At 53.7% G+C, this 17,230-nt stretch carries 15 protein-coding genes; 9 read left to right on the top strand and 6 right to left on the bottom strand.

Features of this window, described 5'->3' with window-relative positions; genetic code table 11:
- Nucleotides 1–9 precede the first annotated feature (9 nt).
- Both ACJJIZ_RS00320 and ACJJIZ_RS00315 read right to left on the bottom strand, forming a co-directional pair.
- A complete protein-coding gene (locus ACJJIZ_RS00320; protein WP_444916173.1) occupies nt 10–1,350 on the bottom strand; it encodes a peptidylprolyl isomerase in 1,341 nt (446 codons plus the stop codon).
- Nucleotides 1,350–3,959 carry an LPS-assembly protein LptD gene (locus ACJJIZ_RS00315; protein ID WP_444914859.1) on the bottom strand — a complete coding sequence of 870 codons (2,610 nt, stop codon included), beginning with the start codon at nt 3,957–3,959 and terminating at the stop codon, nt 1,350–1,352. Before ACJJIZ_RS00315 ends, ACJJIZ_RS00320 begins: the two co-directional genes overlap by 1 nt.
- A 295-nt stretch (nt 3,960–4,254) precedes the next feature.
- Between ACJJIZ_RS00315 and ACJJIZ_RS00310 the strand changes: the two genes are divergently transcribed.
- The 8 genes from ACJJIZ_RS00310 to trpC all read left to right on the top strand — a co-directional run bounded on the left by ACJJIZ_RS00310 (nt 4,255) and on the right by trpC (nt 11,838).
- Complete coding sequence (locus ACJJIZ_RS00310) at nt 4,255–5,337, top strand: aminoglycoside phosphotransferase family protein (protein WP_444914858.1); 1,083 nt, start codon at nt 4,255–4,257, stop codon at nt 5,335–5,337.
- Between the two features lie 29 nt (nt 5,338–5,366).
- Complete coding sequence (locus tag ACJJIZ_RS00305) at nt 5,367–6,074, top strand: nucleotidyltransferase family protein (protein WP_444914857.1); 708 nt, start codon at nt 5,367–5,369, stop codon at nt 6,072–6,074.
- 19 nt (nt 6,075–6,093) lie between these two features.
- Nucleotides 6,094–6,756: a ribulose-phosphate 3-epimerase gene (rpe, locus tag ACJJIZ_RS00300; RefSeq protein WP_444892691.1), complete on the top strand. Its 663-nt coding sequence runs from the start codon at nt 6,094–6,096 to the stop codon at nt 6,754–6,756.
- Nucleotides 6,757–6,987: 231 nt separating this feature from the next.
- Nucleotides 6,988–8,499, top strand: a complete 1,512-nt coding sequence (gene trpE, locus ACJJIZ_RS00295) for an anthranilate synthase component I (protein ID WP_444914856.1) — start codon at nt 6,988–6,990, stop codon at nt 8,497–8,499.
- Nucleotides 8,486–9,349, top strand: coding sequence for an ion transporter (locus ACJJIZ_RS00290; protein WP_444914855.1), 864 nt, complete (start codon nt 8,486–8,488; stop codon nt 9,347–9,349). Before trpE ends, ACJJIZ_RS00290 begins: the two co-directional genes overlap by 14 nt.
- The gene (locus tag ACJJIZ_RS00285) at nt 9,346–9,924 is read left to right on the top strand and encodes an anthranilate synthase component II (RefSeq protein ID WP_444914854.1); all 579 of its coding nucleotides are present in this window, start codon (nt 9,346–9,348) and stop codon (nt 9,922–9,924) included. Before ACJJIZ_RS00290 ends, ACJJIZ_RS00285 begins: the two co-directional genes overlap by 4 nt.
- A gap of 73 nt (nt 9,925–9,997) precedes the next feature.
- A complete protein-coding gene (gene trpD, locus ACJJIZ_RS00280; protein WP_444914853.1) occupies nt 9,998–11,047 on the top strand; it encodes an anthranilate phosphoribosyltransferase in 1,050 nt (349 codons plus the stop codon).
- On the top strand, nt 11,041–11,838 hold the full coding sequence (trpC, locus tag ACJJIZ_RS00275) for an indole-3-glycerol phosphate synthase TrpC (protein ID WP_444916172.1): 798 nt from the start codon (nt 11,041–11,043) through the stop codon (nt 11,836–11,838). Before trpD ends, trpC begins: the two co-directional genes overlap by 7 nt.
- 78 nt (nt 11,839–11,916) lie before the next feature.
- Here the strand turns inward: trpC and crp are convergent, their stop codons facing one another.
- Complete coding sequence (crp, locus tag ACJJIZ_RS00270; protein WP_051089460.1) at nt 11,917–12,567, bottom strand: cAMP-activated global transcriptional regulator CRP; 651 nt, start codon at nt 12,565–12,567, stop codon at nt 11,917–11,919.
- Nucleotides 12,568–12,868: 301 nt separating this feature from the next.
- On the opposite strand from crp, the gene ACJJIZ_RS00265 reads away from it, so the two are divergent.
- Nucleotides 12,869–13,276 carry an OsmC family protein gene (locus ACJJIZ_RS00265; RefSeq protein ID WP_282934442.1) on the top strand — a complete coding sequence of 136 codons (408 nt, stop codon included), beginning with the start codon at nt 12,869–12,871 and terminating at the stop codon, nt 13,274–13,276.
- A gap of 84 nt (nt 13,277–13,360) precedes the next feature.
- Here ACJJIZ_RS00265 and coq7 read toward each other — a convergent pair whose 3' ends face one another.
- From coq7 to purH, 3 genes are all read right to left on the bottom strand, one after another.
- Nucleotides 13,361–14,005 (bottom strand): 2-polyprenyl-3-methyl-6-methoxy-1,4-benzoquinone monooxygenase, encoded by a 645-nt coding sequence (coq7, locus tag ACJJIZ_RS00260; RefSeq protein WP_108731610.1) that lies wholly within the window; start codon nt 14,003–14,005, stop codon nt 13,361–13,363.
- Nucleotides 14,006–14,061: 56 nt separating this feature from the next.
- Nucleotides 14,062–15,366, bottom strand: coding sequence for a phosphoribosylamine--glycine ligase (gene purD, locus ACJJIZ_RS00255; RefSeq protein ID WP_444914852.1), 1,305 nt, complete (start codon nt 15,364–15,366; stop codon nt 14,062–14,064).
- 191 nt (nt 15,367–15,557) lie between these two features.
- Entirely contained in the window at nt 15,558–17,129 is a 1,572-nt protein-coding gene (gene purH, locus ACJJIZ_RS00250) for a bifunctional phosphoribosylaminoimidazolecarboxamide formyltransferase/IMP cyclohydrolase (RefSeq protein WP_444914851.1), read from the bottom strand.
- Nucleotides 17,130–17,230 lie beyond the last annotated feature (101 nt).

Below are 17,230 nucleotides of genomic sequence, written 5' to 3'. Positions count from 1 at the left end.
AGCGGCTTACTATTGGTTTCCTGAGTCCTCGGTGGTCTCAGAGTCCGGCAATTTGATCTCAACGTATGCCTGGTCGCGAATCTCACGGCGCCAGTTTTGCAGTTCCTCTTCATAGCGGCGGTTGCGCAGCAAATTGGCTGCCTGATTGCGGATATATTTGTCGGTCATATCCTGTTTGCGCCGATCTTCAACCTGCAGGATATGCCAGCCGAACTGGCTGCGGAAAGGCAGGCTAATGCTGCCAATCTCAGTTGCATCCATAGCCTGGGTAAACTCTGGCACAAACTGCCCGGGCATAGACCAGCCAAGGTCGCCACCGGATAGCATAGAACCTATATCCTCTGAGTTTTCGCGCGCGAGCTCGCTAAAGTTATCGCTGGCCATGGCCTCTTCACGCAGCTCAATCAGCTTATTGTAAGCTTGGTCATCGGTAAGAATAGCGGATGGCTTAAGCAGGATATGGCGAACTTTTGTCTGTTCTACCAACTGCTCACTAGCACCTTTCTGTGCATGAATCTTTAACAGGTGAAAGCCTGCATCACTGCGGAAAGGCTCGGTAACATCGCCGGCTTTTAAGTCGGTGAGGGCATCAGCAAAAAGAGTCGGAAGCTCGACGGTCTTGCGCCAACCCAGGTCACCACCGGAGAGGGCATTCTGGCCGGCAGAGTTTGCGATTGCCAGGCGGCGGAAGTCAGCGCCTTCTTTGGCCTGTTTAGCTAGGTCTTCAGCCTTTTCCCGTGCCTGGGTAACTTCGCTGCTGGGAGCGCTGGAACTCACGGGGATCAGGATATGACCCAGCTCAAATTGAGGGGACTTCCAAAACTCACCTTCCTTGGAGCGCAGGAAGTTATCGATATCCTGGTCGGTAATCTGGATCCGACGGTTAACGCTGCCTTGCTCGACCCGGCGAATCATCAGTTCCTGGCGAATTTGCTGACGAAAGCTCTTCATGCTCATACCGTCAGCGAGCAGGCGTTGGCGGAATTCTTCGGGGCTGACTCCGGCATTTTGCTGGACACGAGCGATAGCTTGGTCCAGTTCTGATTCAGAGACGGTGACCCCTGCGCGAGAGGCCATCTGCAGCTGCAAACGCTCGATAATCAGTTGTTCGAGGACCTGGCGACGCAAAATATCCACAGGAGGAGCTTGAACCTGTTGTGATTGGATTTGGCTGGCGATGGTATTCATGCGCTGGGCCAGTTCACTGGCCATTACAACATCGTCGTCAACAACAGCGACTACCCGGTCAAGGGTTCTGACTTGTGCTGTGGCAGTGGCGGCGATCAGAGCACCAGCTGCCAGTACGGGTGCCAGGCCCAGTTTCGGTACGAATTTCTTAATTATTCTCATCACTGTTTCAGCTCTTCTCTCTGATCAAAGTTGGCAATCCCCTGGGTCAGCATTTCTGTCACGGTTGAACCAAAGCCTGCTAATCCTTTGAGTTCGACTTCAAGATAGATGCCCTCGTCGTATTCAAGGTCTTCAGCAGATACAACCCCTGCGAGATCGTTGTCCAGTGTGCGTCGCCATACCAGTCGGGTACGGTAGCAGCAGTCGTCATATTCGATTCCTGCTAAGTATTCCAGTTCCCGATTCAAAGTAAGATCATAGCTGGCACCAGCCATGAGTGAGGTATGAGTACCAAGTGGGAGGACAGTTGAGGCATTTAGTTGACTCACGGTTTCATCTTCATCTTCGTCCTCATCCTCATCATCCGTCGAGTCTGGGCGCTCGTAGTAATAGCTTAAATTAAAGATGCGGTAGTCGTCGTCAAGATAGCGCAGGCTGAAATTACCGCGATTAATATTGTGCTCACTATCTTCATAGACCAGCTCAGTCCCCAAGCGAAGGGATTCGAAAGGGCGACTCTCGATTCGTGCAGCCAGTTCTGACCGTTGGGTATCCTCAATGTAAGCGGTGCGGCCAATTTGCCTGTCACTGGAGTAGTAGACCTGTCCGACACTGGCTGAGAAGAGATCCCGGCCACTGATTGGATCTAGAAAGCGGGTTGTCAGGCCAAGGGCAAGTCTGTCTGCATCGTCGATTCGGTCATTTCCAGCAAAGCGGCTATCTCGGAATAGCTGGTCGTAACTGAAAGTATAAAGGGACGTGTCGTACAGCAGGTTGTTACTGTCAGGGTCGATCCTAACTTCAGGATTGTCTTCGTTGGCACGACCGCTGATATCAAAGAAATCACTTTGATCGGCATTGCTGCTAATCAGGGTAAACAGCCGTGGCTCCAAAGTCTGGATAAAGTCTCGGCCGAATAGGTGGCTATCCCGCTCAAAATAGAGCCCAGTGTCCAGAATAAACTGGGCAGCAGCAGCATCCGGGGTGTCATTGGCATCCTCGGGTAGGAATAGATCGCTGACGCTATATGCCAGGTAGCGCCCTGCTATTCCCGGCTTGAAATATCCCCAGAGCCACTCTTTATCCCAGTAGAACTCATAGTCGAGGCGCAATCGATCTGCGGTAATAAAGTCCTCTGTTCGAGTCTCGACACTATCGGGATCGTCAGTATCTCTAATGTACCTGATGGTCTGCGTATCGCTGTGATCCCAACTGGTGACTTCGTTCTGCATGGTCAGCAGCCAATCATCCCAACGATAAGCTCCGTCAACATCAAAACGAGGGTACTGGGCAAACTCATCGAAGGCGTCGTTTTCGAGTATTTGGTAGTCTTGGGTGCGCAGAGTAGCTTGCCAATGTTCATTGCGCAGTAGCCCTTGGAATTTTTGGCCGACTTGAGTTTCCGCATTGATATCGAGGTTGGCCGTGCTTAAATCACGGAAATAGTCCGGATCGCTGACCTTGGTGTAGTCGATATCGGTACGCCAGACACTGTCGCTGTAACCGCCTTGCTGCTCTAGACTGATCAGCCAGCGGTCTTCGCCTTTATAGGGGAGCACCAGGTCCTCGGGGAAGCCCTCATCAATCAGGTCCTGGGCAAGGTCATTATTGCCGCCATCGTCGTCGGGGAGATCGGCCAGACGGATTTCAGTACTAAACATTTCTGCCAGATGCCGGAACTCAACCTCTAACCCGGCTCCGCGATATTGGATGTAACGCGGGGAAATGGTGGCGTCCATCTGCGGGGCAATATTCCAATAATAGGGAATGGCGAGGTCCCAGCCATTCTTATCGCTGTTGCTGAGTGTGGGAAACAGGAAGCCGGACATGCGCGCATCGCCCACAGGAAAGCGAAAATACGGCAGGTATAAGATAGGTACGTCCAGAATCTTCAGGCGCACATCCCGTGCAGTACCCTGGCTTTCTACTTCATCAATATTGATCTCGCGGCCCGTGAGTTGCCAGAACTCACGGCCGGGCTCACAGCGGGTATATGTCCCTTCGGTCAGGGTTAACTCACCACTGGTTTGACGCGCTACTAGCTGGGCCCCGCCGTGGATAAAAGCATCGTGCACCACATAGGTGGCATCCTCTACAGAGGCTGCTTCGCTCTCGGTATGAACTTCGGCGGAGGAACCACGGATCAGCAAACCGGGCTCTCGAAGCTCAATCGCACCATCTAAAGTAGCGATATTTTCCGGGCGATTCAGTTTGACCTGGTCGGCGAAGAGCTGTCGGTAACCTTGGGTAATATGTACATTCCCGCTCAGCTCGGCTGAACCATCTTCCAGCCACTGGGATTTCTCAGCAGTGGCTCTGAGCGGGGCCTCCCCAGGGGGCAGGTCAGAACCAGGATAGTTACGCGGAGGGGCCACAAAGGCGCCAGAGCACACCGCCGGTAAATTGGCTAGCTCCTCCGGGGTTAGCTCAGAGCGGGGCAACCAGTCCAAGTACAAATAGGGGTTGTAGTCGGGATCAGGATACGGTTCGCCCTGATTGGCTTGCGCCCACAAGGGCTGAGCAGCGATCAGGCCGAGAGCGATGGAGCGGGCTTGGGAGTTATTAGCAATCGCCAGAGCGAGGCGACGCCACCGGGAGACTTCAAGCATCAAACGATATGTTCCAGCTATCTTTTAGTGTTTCTTTATCGATGGATACGTGCGACAGCTTTCGAGCCGGGGCGCGCAAAATCATCGTCCGATTCTACTTGAATGTAGATGTGGTTAATAGCCGTACTGAAGTCGTAATGTTTAGCTAAAGGCTCAGCTTCGAAACGCAAATTACCTGGAACTCGTGTTCTGTTTTTAGCTGAGGCAAAGTAGGGGCTCCAATAAATAGTGATGGCGTCTCTGGACGCAGAGAGGCTCGGGGTTAAAATGCAGCTAGAAACAGTTGGAATATAAGATGAGCCTAAGATCGAGCAGTGAAGTTGAGCAAGGGTGCGAGATCGACACCGATCCCAGACGCAATGCCTTGAGTGAGTGGGTTGGCGTGGCCCTGGGTATGGAGGCTCCGGCTGATTTATCGAGCCTGGCGGGAGATGCTGGATTTCGCCGTTATTTTCGCACTCTAACCGAGCCGTCACTGATAGCGGTAGATACTCCCCCCCAATTGACTAACCCCGCCCGCTTTGTGGCTCTGGCTGATTACTTGCGCCGCAACGGTATCCATACGCCGATGGTGGTTGCTGCAGACACCGCAGAGGGGTACCTGCTGCTGGAAGATTTGGGGGATACCCAGTTATATAGCGTGCTCAACAGCGACAGTGTTGAGGGACTCTACGCAGAGGTAATGAGTGAACTTTTATGCCTGCAGCAAATCCCTTTTGAGGAACAATTATTCCCAACTTATAGTCGGGAACTACTTCTTAAGGAAATGCAGGTTATGCCTGAGTGGCTGGTGCGAGAGCTACTTGGCTACCAGCTTTCAGAGCGGGAAGAAAAGCTGCTGGAGCAAACCTTTGAATTGTTGCTTAACAGTGCGGAGGAGCAGCCTCACACTATTGTTCACCGGGATTACCACAGTCGCAACCTGATGATCCGCGACGGGGAAAGGCCGGGGATTGTCGATTTTCAAGACGCAGTGTGGGGGCCCGCCACCTACGATCTGGTGTCTCTGCTCAAAGATTGCTATATCCGTTGGCCCCGCGAGCGGGTAGAGCGCTGGGTGCTGGCTTACGTCGCGACTGCTGAAGCGGCGGGTGTTATGCAGCCTGTGGACCCACAACTTTATCTTCGTTGGTTCGACTGGATGGGGTTACAGCGTCATATTAAAGTGCTGGGTCTGTTCCCGCGCCTCAGTCTGCGTGATGGAAAGCAGGGATACTTGCAGCACCTGCCGCTGGTGATTCGCTATGTTTTGGAAACCTCTGAGCGCTACCCAGAGCTGGAGCCGTTTACTGATTGGTTCAGCGGCACCCTGCTGCCGCAGATAGAGCCTTTGCCCTGGTACACCGATTACCGCTGTGCCGGTGACCAGCCGAAGTAGGCCGTACGAAAACTGTACAGATTAATTTAATGAGCAAACCCAAAGAGAATTCCCCTTTGACTGCCATGGTATTGGCAGCAGGTTTTGGGCGCCGTATGCGCCCACTGACGGATCAAACTCCAAAGCCTCTGTTGCCGATTGCCGGTAAGCCCCTGATTGAATATGCAATTGAGCGCTTGGCAGCTATTGGTGTGCAAAAGGTCGTGATTAACCTGGGCTACTTGGGACCCAAGATTCGTCAACAGCTCGGTTCTGGTTCCCGTTGGGGGGTGGATATTCACTACTCCGTCGAGCATGAGGAGGAGCCACTGGAAACTGCCGGTGGGATTCTCAAGGCACTGCCACTGATCGGCGATTCATCGTTTTTGGTGGTTAATGGTGATGTCTGGTGTGACTATGACCTGTCGCAATGGATCGAGAGGCCGCTGCCGGAGTCTTGCCCTGGGCGTCTTTTGATGGTCCCTAATCCTCCCCATAACCCCGATGGAGATTTTGGCATAGAAGGTGGCTTGCTGTCGGGTACAGCCAAGCCCCGCTATACCTTTGCGGGTATTAGCTGGCTGCGAGCTGAAACCCTAACTGAATACCCTAAGCGTCGCGAATGCTTTGGGCTTGGGGAAGTGTTCACCTTTAATGAGGATAAGCTACAAGTTGAACTCTATGAGGGGGACTGGTGCGATGTGGGAACCCCCGAGCGCCTGGAAAATTTAGATCGCCGACTGACTGGCGAAAGTTGAGTTACCAAAGGATATTTTGATGTCAGATTACAAGATCGCCCCCTCTATTCTCTCCGCAGATTTCGCACGTTTGGGTGAGGAAGTGGACAATGTGTTGGCAGCCGGAGCGGACTGGGTGCATTTTGATGTGATGGACAATCACTATGTGCCAAATCTCACGATTGGCCCTATGGTATGCCAGGCCCTGCGCAAACACGGTGTTGAGGCTCCGATTGATGTGCACCTGATGGTGGAGCCGGTGGATGAAATGATTCGCATGTTCGCCGATGCCGGAGCCACCTATATTACGTTCCACCCAGAAGCCTCTCGTCACCCGGACCGCTCCCTACAATTGATCCGCAGTCTCGGCTGTAAAGCCGGGCTGGTGTTCAATCCAGCCAGTGGCCTCGATGCGGCCAAATATGTAATGGATAAGCTGGATATGATCCTGCTGATGTCGGTGAACCCGGGCTTTGGTGGGCAGAAGTTTATCCCCAATACCCTGACCAAGTTAAAAGAAGCCCGCAAGTTGATTGATGAGTCTGGGTTTGATATTCGCCTTGAGATCGACGGCGGTGTTAATCGCGACAATATTGCCGAAATTGCTGCAGCTGGAGCAGATACCTTTGTCGCTGGGTCTGCCATATTCAATACTCCGGACTACGCTGAAGTGATTGCAGCTATGCGTAAGAGTTTGGCTTAATTTACAAAACTGGCGGGCAATCTCTTGCCCGCCATAGACGGGATTTGTTAACTTGTGCGCCTGCACTGAGGGAATTTCCGTGAACCACTCTTTCTCCCTGACAAACAGTTGGCGATGGCGCCACTGACCTGCTGAAGCCCAATCGAGTTTGGCGATTGAGGCACCTTTCCCGTGGGCGCTGCTTATACTCTGGCGCCAATCATAAAGAATGAAAAATTGATCGGAGTCTCCATGACCCCTACTGAATACGCTCAACTTGCGTCTGAGGGTTATAACCGTATCCCCCTGGTAAGGCGCGTACTGGCGGATATTGAAACGCCACTGTCCACCTATTTGAAACTGGCCGGAGGCCGTTACAGCTATTTGCTGGAATCGGTTCAGGGCGGGGAGAAATGGGGACGCTATTCCATTATTGGTTTACCTGCGCGGACTCTGCTCAGGGTTAAGGGCACTGACATCACCGTGGAAACTGATGGTGAGGTTGTAGAGAGCCACAGCGCCGCCGACCCTCTGGAGTTTGTTGAACAGTTTCAGCAGCGCTATCAGGTGCCTGAATTAGTGGATCTGCCCCGTTTTAACGGCGGGTTGGTGGGCTATTTTGGCTATGACTGCGTGCGCTATATCGAACCGCGTCTGGCCGTCAGTACTCCGCCGGATACCCTGGGAAACCCGGATATCCTGTTGATGGTCAGCGATGAATTAGTGGTTTTTGACAATCTTGCCGGTGCGGTAATTCTGATTGTCCACGCAAATACCGCTGAAGAAGCAGCCTATAAAAAAGCCCAGCAGCGTCTGGACCAATTGGTTGGCCAGTTGGCACAACCGCTGCCGGATACTGTACCCCTCGATTTGCATGGGCGCGGCATTGATGAGAGCGAATTCCAGTCCCACTTTGGCGAGGACAACTTTAAGCGCGCAGTAGACCGGGTTAAAGAGTATGTGCTTGCCGGCGATGTGATGCAGGTGGTGCCCTCCCAGCGCCTGTCTGCGCCTTTCGAGGCGCCGCCACTCAATTTTTACCGCGCTTTACGCAGTTTGAACCCTTCGCCGTATATGTATTTCCTCGATCTGGGTGACCACCATGTCGTGGGCTCCAGCCCAGAAATTTTGGTGCATTTAGAAGAGGGAGAAATGACTGTGAGACCTCTGGCGGGAACCCGCCATCGGGGAGCCACTGAGGAGGAGGATCTTGCCCTGGAGGAAGAGCTGTTGGCAGATCCCAAAGAACTCGCCGAACATCTGATGCTGATTGACCTGGGGCGCAATGATATCGGCAGGGTGGCTGATACTGGCAGTGTTAAAGTCACCGACCAAATGTTTGTCGAGCGCTATTCCCACGTGATGCATATCACCTCCAATGTTGTCGGCCGGTTAAAGCCGGGCCTCACCGCAATGGATGCTCTGCGCGCGGCACTGCCGGCCGGTACCCTGTCGGGCGCCCCCAAGATTCGCGCTATGGAAATTATCGATGAGCTGGAGCCAGAAAAGCGTGGCATTTACGGTGGGGCGGTTGGCTACCTGGCTTGGAATGGCAATATGGATACCGCGATCGCCATTCGTACCGCAGTTATCAAGGATGGCCGACTATATGTGCAGGCGGGGGCTGGCCTGGTGGCGGACTCAGATCCACAGTCAGAGTGGAATGAAACAATGAATAAGGCCCGAGCGCTTTTTCGCGCTGCCGGTATGGCGCTGGCCAAGAGTAGTGACCCTTTAAAGATCGAGCAAGATGAGCGAAGTTAGTATTTCTCAAAAGTTGACCCTGGCTGAACGCTGCGAGCGAGTCGTCGCAGCGCCGTTATTTAACCAAATCATTATCGGAATGATTCTGCTCAATGCTGTCGCTGTTGGGTTGGAGACTTCCTCTTGGGTGACGGAGCGCTTTGGTACGCTGCTGGGCGCTATTAATCAACTGATTCTCGCCTCATTTGTTATTGAGGCGCTGGTTAAAATTTTTGCCCATGGGGCCCGTCCCTGGCGTTACTTTGCCAGTGGTTGGAATTGCTTTGATTTTACTATTATTGCACTGAGTTTGATTCCTGCTACAGGGCCGCTAGCTACCCTGGCGCGCTTGGTGCGGGTATTAAGGGTTTTGCGGCTGGTGTCTGCATTCCCGGAACTCCGCACACTGGTGGACACGCTTTTGCGCAGTTTGCCAAGCATGATGCACATTGCTTTGTTGATGAGCATCATTTTCTATATCTATGGTGTAGCGGGTTATTTCCTATTTCACGATATTGATCCAACTCACTGGCGCACTTTACCCATCGCATTTTTGAGTTTATTCCGCATAGTCACCTTTGAGGACTGGACGGATATTATGTATACAGCGATGGATTCGATGCCTTGGGCCTGGCTTTACTTCGTCAGCTTTGTGGTCATGGGGGCGTTCGTAATGATTAACCTCTTTATCGGTGTAGTCTTGAATAATCTGGAAGAGGCCAAATTGCGACGAATGGATGAAATGTGTCTGCCTCCAAGCCAGACCGAAATCCTGCGCGAACTCCGCGCAACCCAGGCCTCTCTCGCACGCCTACAAAAAAGAATGGAAGAATCCACTTATCAACCAGAGGCTAAGGGGGCCGCACAATGATTTTAATGATCGATAACTACGACTCCTTTACCTGGAATGTAGTGCAGTACCTGGAAGAGCTGGGTGCAAAAGTGGTGGTAAAACGCAACGACGAAATTACCCTGGATGAAATCGAGGCAATGGCGCCAGAGAAAATTGTGATTTCGCCGGGTCCCTGTACCCCCAATGAGGCGGGTATTTCGCTCGATACCATTCGCCGTTTTGCCGGCAGTATCCCTATTTTGGGTATTTGTCTGGGGCACCAGAGTATTGGACAGGTCTTCGGTGGCAGGGTAGTTCGTGCCCGGCAGGTTATGCACGGCAAAACATCTCCTGTAGTGCACAACAATTTGGGGGTGTTTCACGGTTTGTCCAACCCATTTGAGGCGACTCGCTATCACTCATTGGTAGTGGAGAAAAGCAGTTTACCGGAATGTCTGGAGGTCACCGCCTGGACTGAGACAGAGGATGGTGAAATTGACGAGATCATGGGCGTGAAGCACCGGGAATTAGCGGTAGAAGGGGTGCAATTTCATCCTGAGTCGATTCTCACCATGCACGGTCACGATATGTTGAGAAACTTTATCGAGTCTTGAGGACTGGAAGAGCAAGTGTGCGGCGGGCAGGCCCCGCCAGAATCAATAACCAGAGCGGGGCAAAGGGGGAAAAATGAATATTCAACAGGCCATTGCCAAACTGGTGGATGGCGAACACCTTACTCGTGAAGAAATGCGCGAAACCGTGGGCCAGATTATGTGTGGCGAAGCGCTGGAGTCACAGATAGGCGCACTCCTTATAGCACTGCGCATTCGCGGAGAGACAGTCGATGAAATTGTCGGCGCTGTGGAAACCATGCGTGAGCTGGCGGTAAAGGTTGAGCTCGATCTGGAAAACACGGTTGATATTGTCGGCACCGGCGGTGATGGCGCCAATCTGTTTAACGTGTCCAGTGCGAGCAGCTTTGTGGCAGCTGCCGCCGGAGCTAAGGTAGCCAAGCATGGCAATCGCTCGGTGTCGTCCAGTAGTGGTTCTGCGGACCTGCTTGAGCACGCCGGCGTATTTTTGGAATTGAGTCCCTCGCAGATGGCGCGATGTGTAGAGACTATCGGTATTGGCTTTATGTTTGCGCCCAGCTTTCACAATGCGATGCGCCACGTTGGCCCATCGCGCAAGGCGCTGGGACTGCGTACCATCTTCAATTTACTCGGGCCGATGACAAATCCGGCGGGGGTAAAGCGAAAAGTAATCGGTGTGTATGACAAGCGCTACTGCCGCTTATTGGCTGAAGTTTTGCAAAAGCTCGGTTCAGAGCATGTGCTGGTTTTACATAGTGATGACGGGCTCGATGAAGCCAGTATTGCTGCGGATACCTTTGCTGTGGAATTAAAGGATGGTGCCTTGCAGGAATATACCCTCAAACCTGAAGACTTTGGTTTGCTGCGCCGTGACCTCTCTGATCTTAGTGTTTCTGGTTCCGAGGACTCCCTGGCCCTGATTCGCGATGCGCTGGGTAAGCGCAATACTGAGGCGGGGCAAAAAGCCGCGGATATTATTGCGCTTAACGCAGGCCTGGCAATTTATGTCAGCGGCGTTGCGCACTCTGCAGAGCAAGGTGTCGCTATGGCACAAGATGCTATCGACAGCGGTCTCGCCGGAGAGAAAATTAACGATCTTGCCGCGTTTACCAGTGCGTTTCGCCCAGAGGAAATTCAATCGTGAGTACACCGACCATTTTAAAAACAATTGTCGAGCGCAAGTGGCAAGAGGTTGCTGAGCGCAAGGCTGAGTGCTCCACCGACGAAGTTCGCCTTCGCGCCAGGGATCAGGAACCGGTGAGAGGCTTTGTCGATGCAGTGGATCGCAAGATTTCCACTGGTGAGGCTGCAGTAATTGCCGAAATTAAAAAAGCCTCTCCCAGTAAAGGCGTGATTCGCGAGGATTTCCTTCCTGCAGAAATTGCTACCAGCTATGAAAAAGGTGGCGCGGCTTGTCTGTCAGTACTAACCGATGTCGACTTTTTTCAGGGTGCAGATAATTACTTGCAGCAGGCCCGAGATGCCGTACGCCTACCGGTGCTGCGCAAGGACTTTACCGTTGATCCCTACCAAATCTATGAAGCTCGCGCGATTGGGGCCGACTGTATTTTGCTGATTGCAGCCTGCCTGGAAGATCCACAGATGGCGGATCTCAACGGGCTCGCTTTGGAGTTGGGTTTGGATGTCTTGGTGGAAGTGCATAACCACAAGGAGTTGGAGAGGGCCCTGGCATTACCTAACCGCTTAATCGGCATCAATAATCGCAATCTGCACACTTTCGATGTGCAGCTGGAAAATACCTTTAAGTTACTGGACTTGATCCCCGACGACCGTCTTGTGGTCACGGAAAGTGGTATTCATACCACAGATGATGTTGCGGCGATGCGTGGTCATAACGTCAATGCTTTCCTGGTGGGAGAGGCCTTTATGCGGGAGGAGGAGCCGGGCAGAAAATTGATGGAAATGTTTAACTGACCGCTTACTCCAGTAGTAGAAATAAAAAAGGGCGATGTAAAAATCGCCCTTTTTTTATGCGGTGTATTTATTCGGTTACTAGCGGGTACCGTACACCACCATGGTTTTACCTTTAACGGAAACCAGGCCCTGTTCTTCCAGGGTTTTTAATACGCGGCCCACCATTTCCCGGGAGCAGCCGACGATACGGCCAATTTCCTGGCGGGTGATTTTTATTTGCATGCCCTCGGGGTGAGTCATTGCATCCGGCTCATTGCAGAGGTCGAGCAGGGTGCGAGCGACACGCCCGGTGACATCCAGGAAGGCGAGATCACCAACTTTGCGTGTGGTGTTGCGCAGGCGGCCTGCCATTTGGGTGGCCAGGGCAAAAAGAAACTCTGGGTGCTGGCGAGTGAGTTCCTGGAACTTGGTGTAGGAGATTTCTGCCACCTCACACTCGGTTTTGGTGCGGACCCAGGCACTGCGGGTGTCCTGATCGAACAGGCCCATCTCACCGAAAAAGTCTCCGTCGTTGAGGTAGGCAACGATCATCTCGCGGCCTTCATCGTCCTCAATCAGAACTGTAACGGAACCGCGCATAATGAAATAAAGGGATTCACAGCGGTCGCCAGCATAGATAATTGTGCTCTTGGCCGGGTAGCGACGCCGGTGGCAGTGGGCCAGAAAGTCTTCAATATTGCCGATAGTCATGGGGTCTTCGATAGCAACCGTCACGGATTTATTCCTCATTTTTTGTCTTGTGCTCTATCCCGGCTTTAGCAGCTGAGCACTATTGAATTATCGCGCGAAAACAAAATCCCCAACAGGGGCTGACCGCGGCAAAGTTCCGCAGTGTGACCTGTGACACTATGGCACTGGGTCGCTTGGACTTCATAAACCACGATGCGTTCATAGAAAAAGCATTTGATCATGCGTCATTCGGCTTTCGCGCGGAGGCGTACCAGACACTATACCGGAAACATACAGGTGCCGGGATAGACTTCGCCAATATGCTAAGCTTCGCCGCTGAAGTTTTAATGGGAGTGGAGTGATGCAGGGGAAAGTAACCTGGGTAAATGATTTAACCTTTGTCGGTGAAGCCGGCAGTGGTAATTCGGTAGTGATGGAAGGCGGCCGCACAAATAATGGTGTGCGCCCGATGGAAATGATTTTGCTGGGCGTCGGTGGCTGCGCGGCTTACGATGTGGTGAGTATTTTACAGAAGGCGAGACAAGACATTATTTCCTGTCATTGTGAACTGGAAGGTGTGCGCCCGGATACAACCCCATCGCCGTTTGAGCGAATTGAAATGAAGTTTGTAGTGCGCGGTCGCGGATTGAAGGAATCCCATGTTGCCCGTGCAGTGGAACTCTCCGCAGAGAAATACTGCTCAGGCTCCATCATGTTGCGCAATGCGGGTGTCGAGATTGTGCACAGCTACAGCGTTGAAGAAGCTTGAAGAGAAATTAGCTGGGAAGGGAGGGAGGATACTGGGCGTAACCTCCCTAAAATCCAAGTCGTTTTAATGAGTGAAGAGTAACGGTCAGATTTTATAACTGGCCGAGGTCATCACTTTGGATACCAGAGACATCACTCCTTTTACCGGAGCGGGGAAGCGGGCACCACCGGCGGCCAGTGCGGCGTGGGCGTGCTCGTCTTCGTCAATTAACATCTGTTCCACTACCGCACGGCTTCTCTTGTCGTCGGCGGGAAGCTTTTCGAGGTGGCTCTCAAGATGTTTACACACCTGGTCTTCCGTAGCGGCCACAAAACCGAGGCTGATTCGGTCGCTGATTTTCCCGGCGGCGGCGCCGAGCCCAAAGGACATGCCATACCAAAGCGGGTTGAGTAGGCTGGGGCGGCTGTCCAATTCCTTCAAGCGTTGTTCACACCAGGCCAGATGGTCGATCTCCTCATCGGCAGCGCGCTCCATTTCCCCCCGCACCTCGGGCAGCTTGGCGGTCAGGGCCTGGCCCTGGTAGAGCGCCTGGGCGCAGACTTCACCGCTATGGTTGACCCGCATAAGGCCAGCGGCGTGTTTGCGTTCGCTATCGGTGAGGTCTGTCTCGGCTTCACCCTTCGCCGGGGATGCCCGGCCGTGGCAGGGTTCGCCGGGACTCAGGGTGCGCAGAGCCCGATCCGCTTGAATTAACAGGCGGTCGAGTCCACTGAGGCTGCGTTTACTCATAGTAATCTGCTCCCTGTGGGAGGCGACCGCTGATGAGCGGCCGCCGATGCCAGCTGTTAGTCCTGCTGCTCTGCAGAAACCTTTTCTCTTTCGACAGCGCGGTAGCCGATATCTTTCCGGAAGAACACGCCGTCCCAGTAGATAGCCCGAGCTGATTCATAGGCATTTTCCTGAGCTTCAGCGACGGTATCCCCCAATGCTGTGGCGCACAACACCCGGCCACCATTGGTGACTACGCGCTCACCATCCAGTGCGGTACCGGCGTGGAAGACCTTGGCGTTGTCACTGTCTGCTTTGTCCAGGCCGCTGATGGCGTCGCCTTTGCGGTAGCTGCCGGGATAGCCGTGCGCGGCAAGTACCACACCCAGGGCTGGGCGGGGATCCCACTCAGCAGTGACAGTGTCCAGTTTCTTGTCCAGAGCAGCCATGCACAGGTCGACCAGGTCTGATTTCAGGCGAATCATAATTGGCTGGGTTTCCGGATCGCCAAAGCGACAATTGTACTCGATAACCTTCGGAGTACCGTCGCTGTCGATCATCAGGCCGGCGTAGAGGAAACCGGTGTAGGGCGTACCCTCAGAGGCCAGGCCTTTAACGGTGGGTTCGATTACCTCTTGCATAATGCGCTGGTAAATGGTGTCAGTCACCACCGGTGCAGGGGAGTAGGCACCCATACCGCCCGTATTAGGGCCGGTATCGCCATCGCCAACGCGCTTGTGATCCTGGCTGGTGGCCATCGGCAGGATATTTTCACCATCCACCATCACGATAAAGCTCGCTTCCTCACCCTGGAGGAACTCCTCGATAACCACGCGGCAGCCGGCTTCACCAAAGGCGTTTCCAGACAGCATATCGCGTACAGCGAGCTCAGCCTGCTCTTCGGTTTCGGCAACGATTACACCCTTGCCCGCAGCCAAGCCGTCGGCTTTAACCACGATGGGCGCGCCGCGCTCGCGAATGTAGGCAACCGCCGGCTCCACTTCGGTGAAATTGCGGTAGGCAGCGGTGGGGATTTTGTGGCGCTCGAGAAAGTCCTTGGTAAAGGCTTTGGAGCCCTCCAGTTGGGAGGCGCCTTTGCTGGGGCCAAAAATGGCGAGGCCACGGGCATTAAAGAAATCGACAACGCCGTCTACTAGCGGTGCTTCCGGGCCGACAATAGTTAGTTCTACGCCGTTTTCTTCGGCGAAATCTGCCAGGGCGGCGAAGTTATCCACACCGATCGCGATATTTTCCAGCTTGGGTTCGCGGGCAGTGCCGGCGTTGCCTGGGGCAACATAGACGGTGCCGACATTTGGGTTTTGCGCTGCTTTCCACGCCAGAGCGTGCTCGCGGCCACCTGATCCGATAACCAATACGTTCATTCTTAAATCCCCCTAAGTCGACCGATCCGGTCCATTGCACAGGTTATAGGTGTGCTAGTTTAACGTGGAATTGATTCTGAGGCCTGAGTCTCGCCCCTGGATTCCAATGATTTGTGCGGGCTGGGAAGTATCGATACTTCCCAGCCCGCTGATCATAGCCCGCAACAGTATGCATTTGCGGGCGCACAATCTTAGTGGCGGAAGTGGCGCATGCCGGTAAATACCATGGCCATATTGTGCTCGTCCGCTGCGGCGATCACTTCTTCATCGCGCATGGAACCGCCGGGCTGGATGACCGCCTGGATTCCCACAGCGGCAGCATTATCGATGCCGTCGCGGAAGGGGAAGAAGGCATCGGAAGCCATAACGGACCCTGCAACGGCGAGGCCGGCGTGCTCGGCCTTGATCGCGGCGATACGAGCGGAGTTTACGCGGCTCATCTGGCCGGCGCCTACGCCCACAGTGCGACCGTCTTTGCCGTATACGATGGCATTGGATTTTACGAACTTGGCCACTTTCCAGGTAAACAGCAGATCGCGGATTTCTTCTTCAGTGGGCTGGCGCTTGGAGACCACCTTCAGGTCGGCAGCGGTGATCAGGCCGTCGTCGCGGTCCTGAACCAGCAGGCCGCCATTTACGCGCTTGTAGTCCAGTGCCGGGGTGCGCTCGCTGCTCCACTGGCCACATACCAGCAGGCGCAGGTTCTTCTTTTCGGCAACGGCCTGTTTGGCCTCTTCGGAGACTGACGGTGCGATGATGACTTCAACAAACTGTCGCTCGACGATAGCGCGGGCAGTGGTGCCATCCAGCTCTCGGTTAAAGGCGATGATACCGCCAAAGGCCGATTCGCTGTCGGTAGCGAAGGCCAGGTCGTAGGCCTTATGAATATCTTCAGCGATCGCCACACCGCAGGGATTGGCGTGTTTTACGATCACGCAAGCGGGTTGCTCGAAGGACTTAACGCACTCCAGTGCGGCATCGGTATCGGCGATATTGTTGTAGGACAGCTCTTTGCCCTGCAGCTGGGTGGCAGTGGAAATACTGGCCTCAGCTGGGTTGGCTTCGGTATAGAAAGCGGATTTCTGATGCGGGTTCTCACCGTAGCGCAGGTCCAGTTTCTTGATAAATTGGCTGTTGTAGGTACGCGGGAACAGCTGCTTTTCTTCGCCTTTAATGGTGCCCAGGTAATTGGCAATAGCGCCGTCATAGCCCGCCGTGTGCTCAAAGGCTTTTACCGCAAGGTCAAAGCGGCTGGCGTGGCTCAAGGTGCCATCGTTAGCTTTCATCTCCTCGATGATATTGCCGTAATCGCTGGCATTGACCACGATAGTGACATCTTTGTGGTTCTTGGCGGCAGCGCGAACCATGGTGGGGCCGCCGATATCGATATTCTCGATAGCGTCTTCGAGGGAACAGTCGGGCTTGGCAACGGTTTGAGCGAAGGGGTAGAGGTTAACCACCACCATATCGATCGGGGTGATACCGTGCTCGCCCATGATGGCATCATCGGTACCGCGGCGCCCTAGAATGCCACCGTGTACTTTCGGGTGCAGAGTTTTGACACGGCCGTCCATCATTTCGGGGAAGCCGGTGTAGTCGGAAACTTCTACCACGGGAATACCCGCTTCCTTGAGCTGGCGGTGGGTTCCGCCGGTGGAAAGAATCTCAACCCCCATTGCGGAGAGCTGTTGAGCGAACTCTACAATGCCACTCTTGTCAGAGACACTAATTAGAGCGCGGCGGATGGAAACCTTGTCTGTCATTGCACTTGATCCAACTGGTTTTCGAAAAGGATGTTTAAAGGGTTTTAGCGGTTGTCCACTGTGGCAACAAAAACGCTGCCGGGAAAATAGCGAAGGGGGAT

The sequence above is a fragment of the Microbulbifer maximicatervae (SeqCode) genome (genome assembly GCF_052467225.1).
This window is presented reverse-complemented; position numbering and strand designations above follow the sequence as displayed.

What these genes read in the sequence shown, in the direction of transcription:
- ACJJIZ_RS00320 (WP_444916173.1), bottom strand. Translation starts at nt 1,350, where the DNA reads ATGAGAATAATTAAGAAATTCGTACCGAAACTGGGCCTGGCACCCGTA.
- ACJJIZ_RS00315 (WP_444914859.1), bottom strand. Translation starts at nt 3,959, where the DNA reads ATGCTTGAAGTCTCCCGGTGGCGTCGCCTCGCTCTGGCGATTGCTAAT.
- ACJJIZ_RS00310 (WP_444914858.1), top strand. Translation starts at nt 4,255, where the DNA reads ATGAGCCTAAGATCGAGCAGTGAAGTTGAGCAAGGGTGCGAGATCGAC.
- ACJJIZ_RS00305 (WP_444914857.1), top strand. Translation starts at nt 5,367, where the DNA reads ATGAGCAAACCCAAAGAGAATTCCCCTTTGACTGCCATGGTATTGGCA.
- rpe (WP_444892691.1), top strand. Translation starts at nt 6,094, where the DNA reads ATGTCAGATTACAAGATCGCCCCCTCTATTCTCTCCGCAGATTTCGCA.
- trpE (WP_444914856.1), top strand. Translation starts at nt 6,988, where the DNA reads ATGACCCCTACTGAATACGCTCAACTTGCGTCTGAGGGTTATAACCGT.
- ACJJIZ_RS00290 (WP_444914855.1), top strand. Translation starts at nt 8,486, where the DNA reads ATGAGCGAAGTTAGTATTTCTCAAAAGTTGACCCTGGCTGAACGCTGC.
- ACJJIZ_RS00285 (WP_444914854.1), top strand. Translation starts at nt 9,346, where the DNA reads ATGATTTTAATGATCGATAACTACGACTCCTTTACCTGGAATGTAGTG.
- trpD (WP_444914853.1), top strand. Translation starts at nt 9,998, where the DNA reads ATGAATATTCAACAGGCCATTGCCAAACTGGTGGATGGCGAACACCTT.
- crp (WP_051089460.1), bottom strand. Translation starts at nt 12,567, where the DNA reads ATGAGGAATAAATCCGTGACGGTTGCTATCGAAGACCCCATGACTATC.
- ACJJIZ_RS00265 (WP_282934442.1), top strand. Translation starts at nt 12,869, where the DNA reads ATGCAGGGGAAAGTAACCTGGGTAAATGATTTAACCTTTGTCGGTGAA.
- coq7 (WP_108731610.1), bottom strand. Translation starts at nt 14,005, where the DNA reads ATGAGTAAACGCAGCCTCAGTGGACTCGACCGCCTGTTAATTCAAGCG.
- purD (WP_444914852.1), bottom strand. Translation starts at nt 15,366, where the DNA reads ATGAACGTATTGGTTATCGGATCAGGTGGCCGCGAGCACGCTCTGGCG.
- purH (WP_444914851.1), bottom strand. Translation starts at nt 17,129, where the DNA reads ATGACAGACAAGGTTTCCATCCGCCGCGCTCTAATTAGTGTCTCTGAC.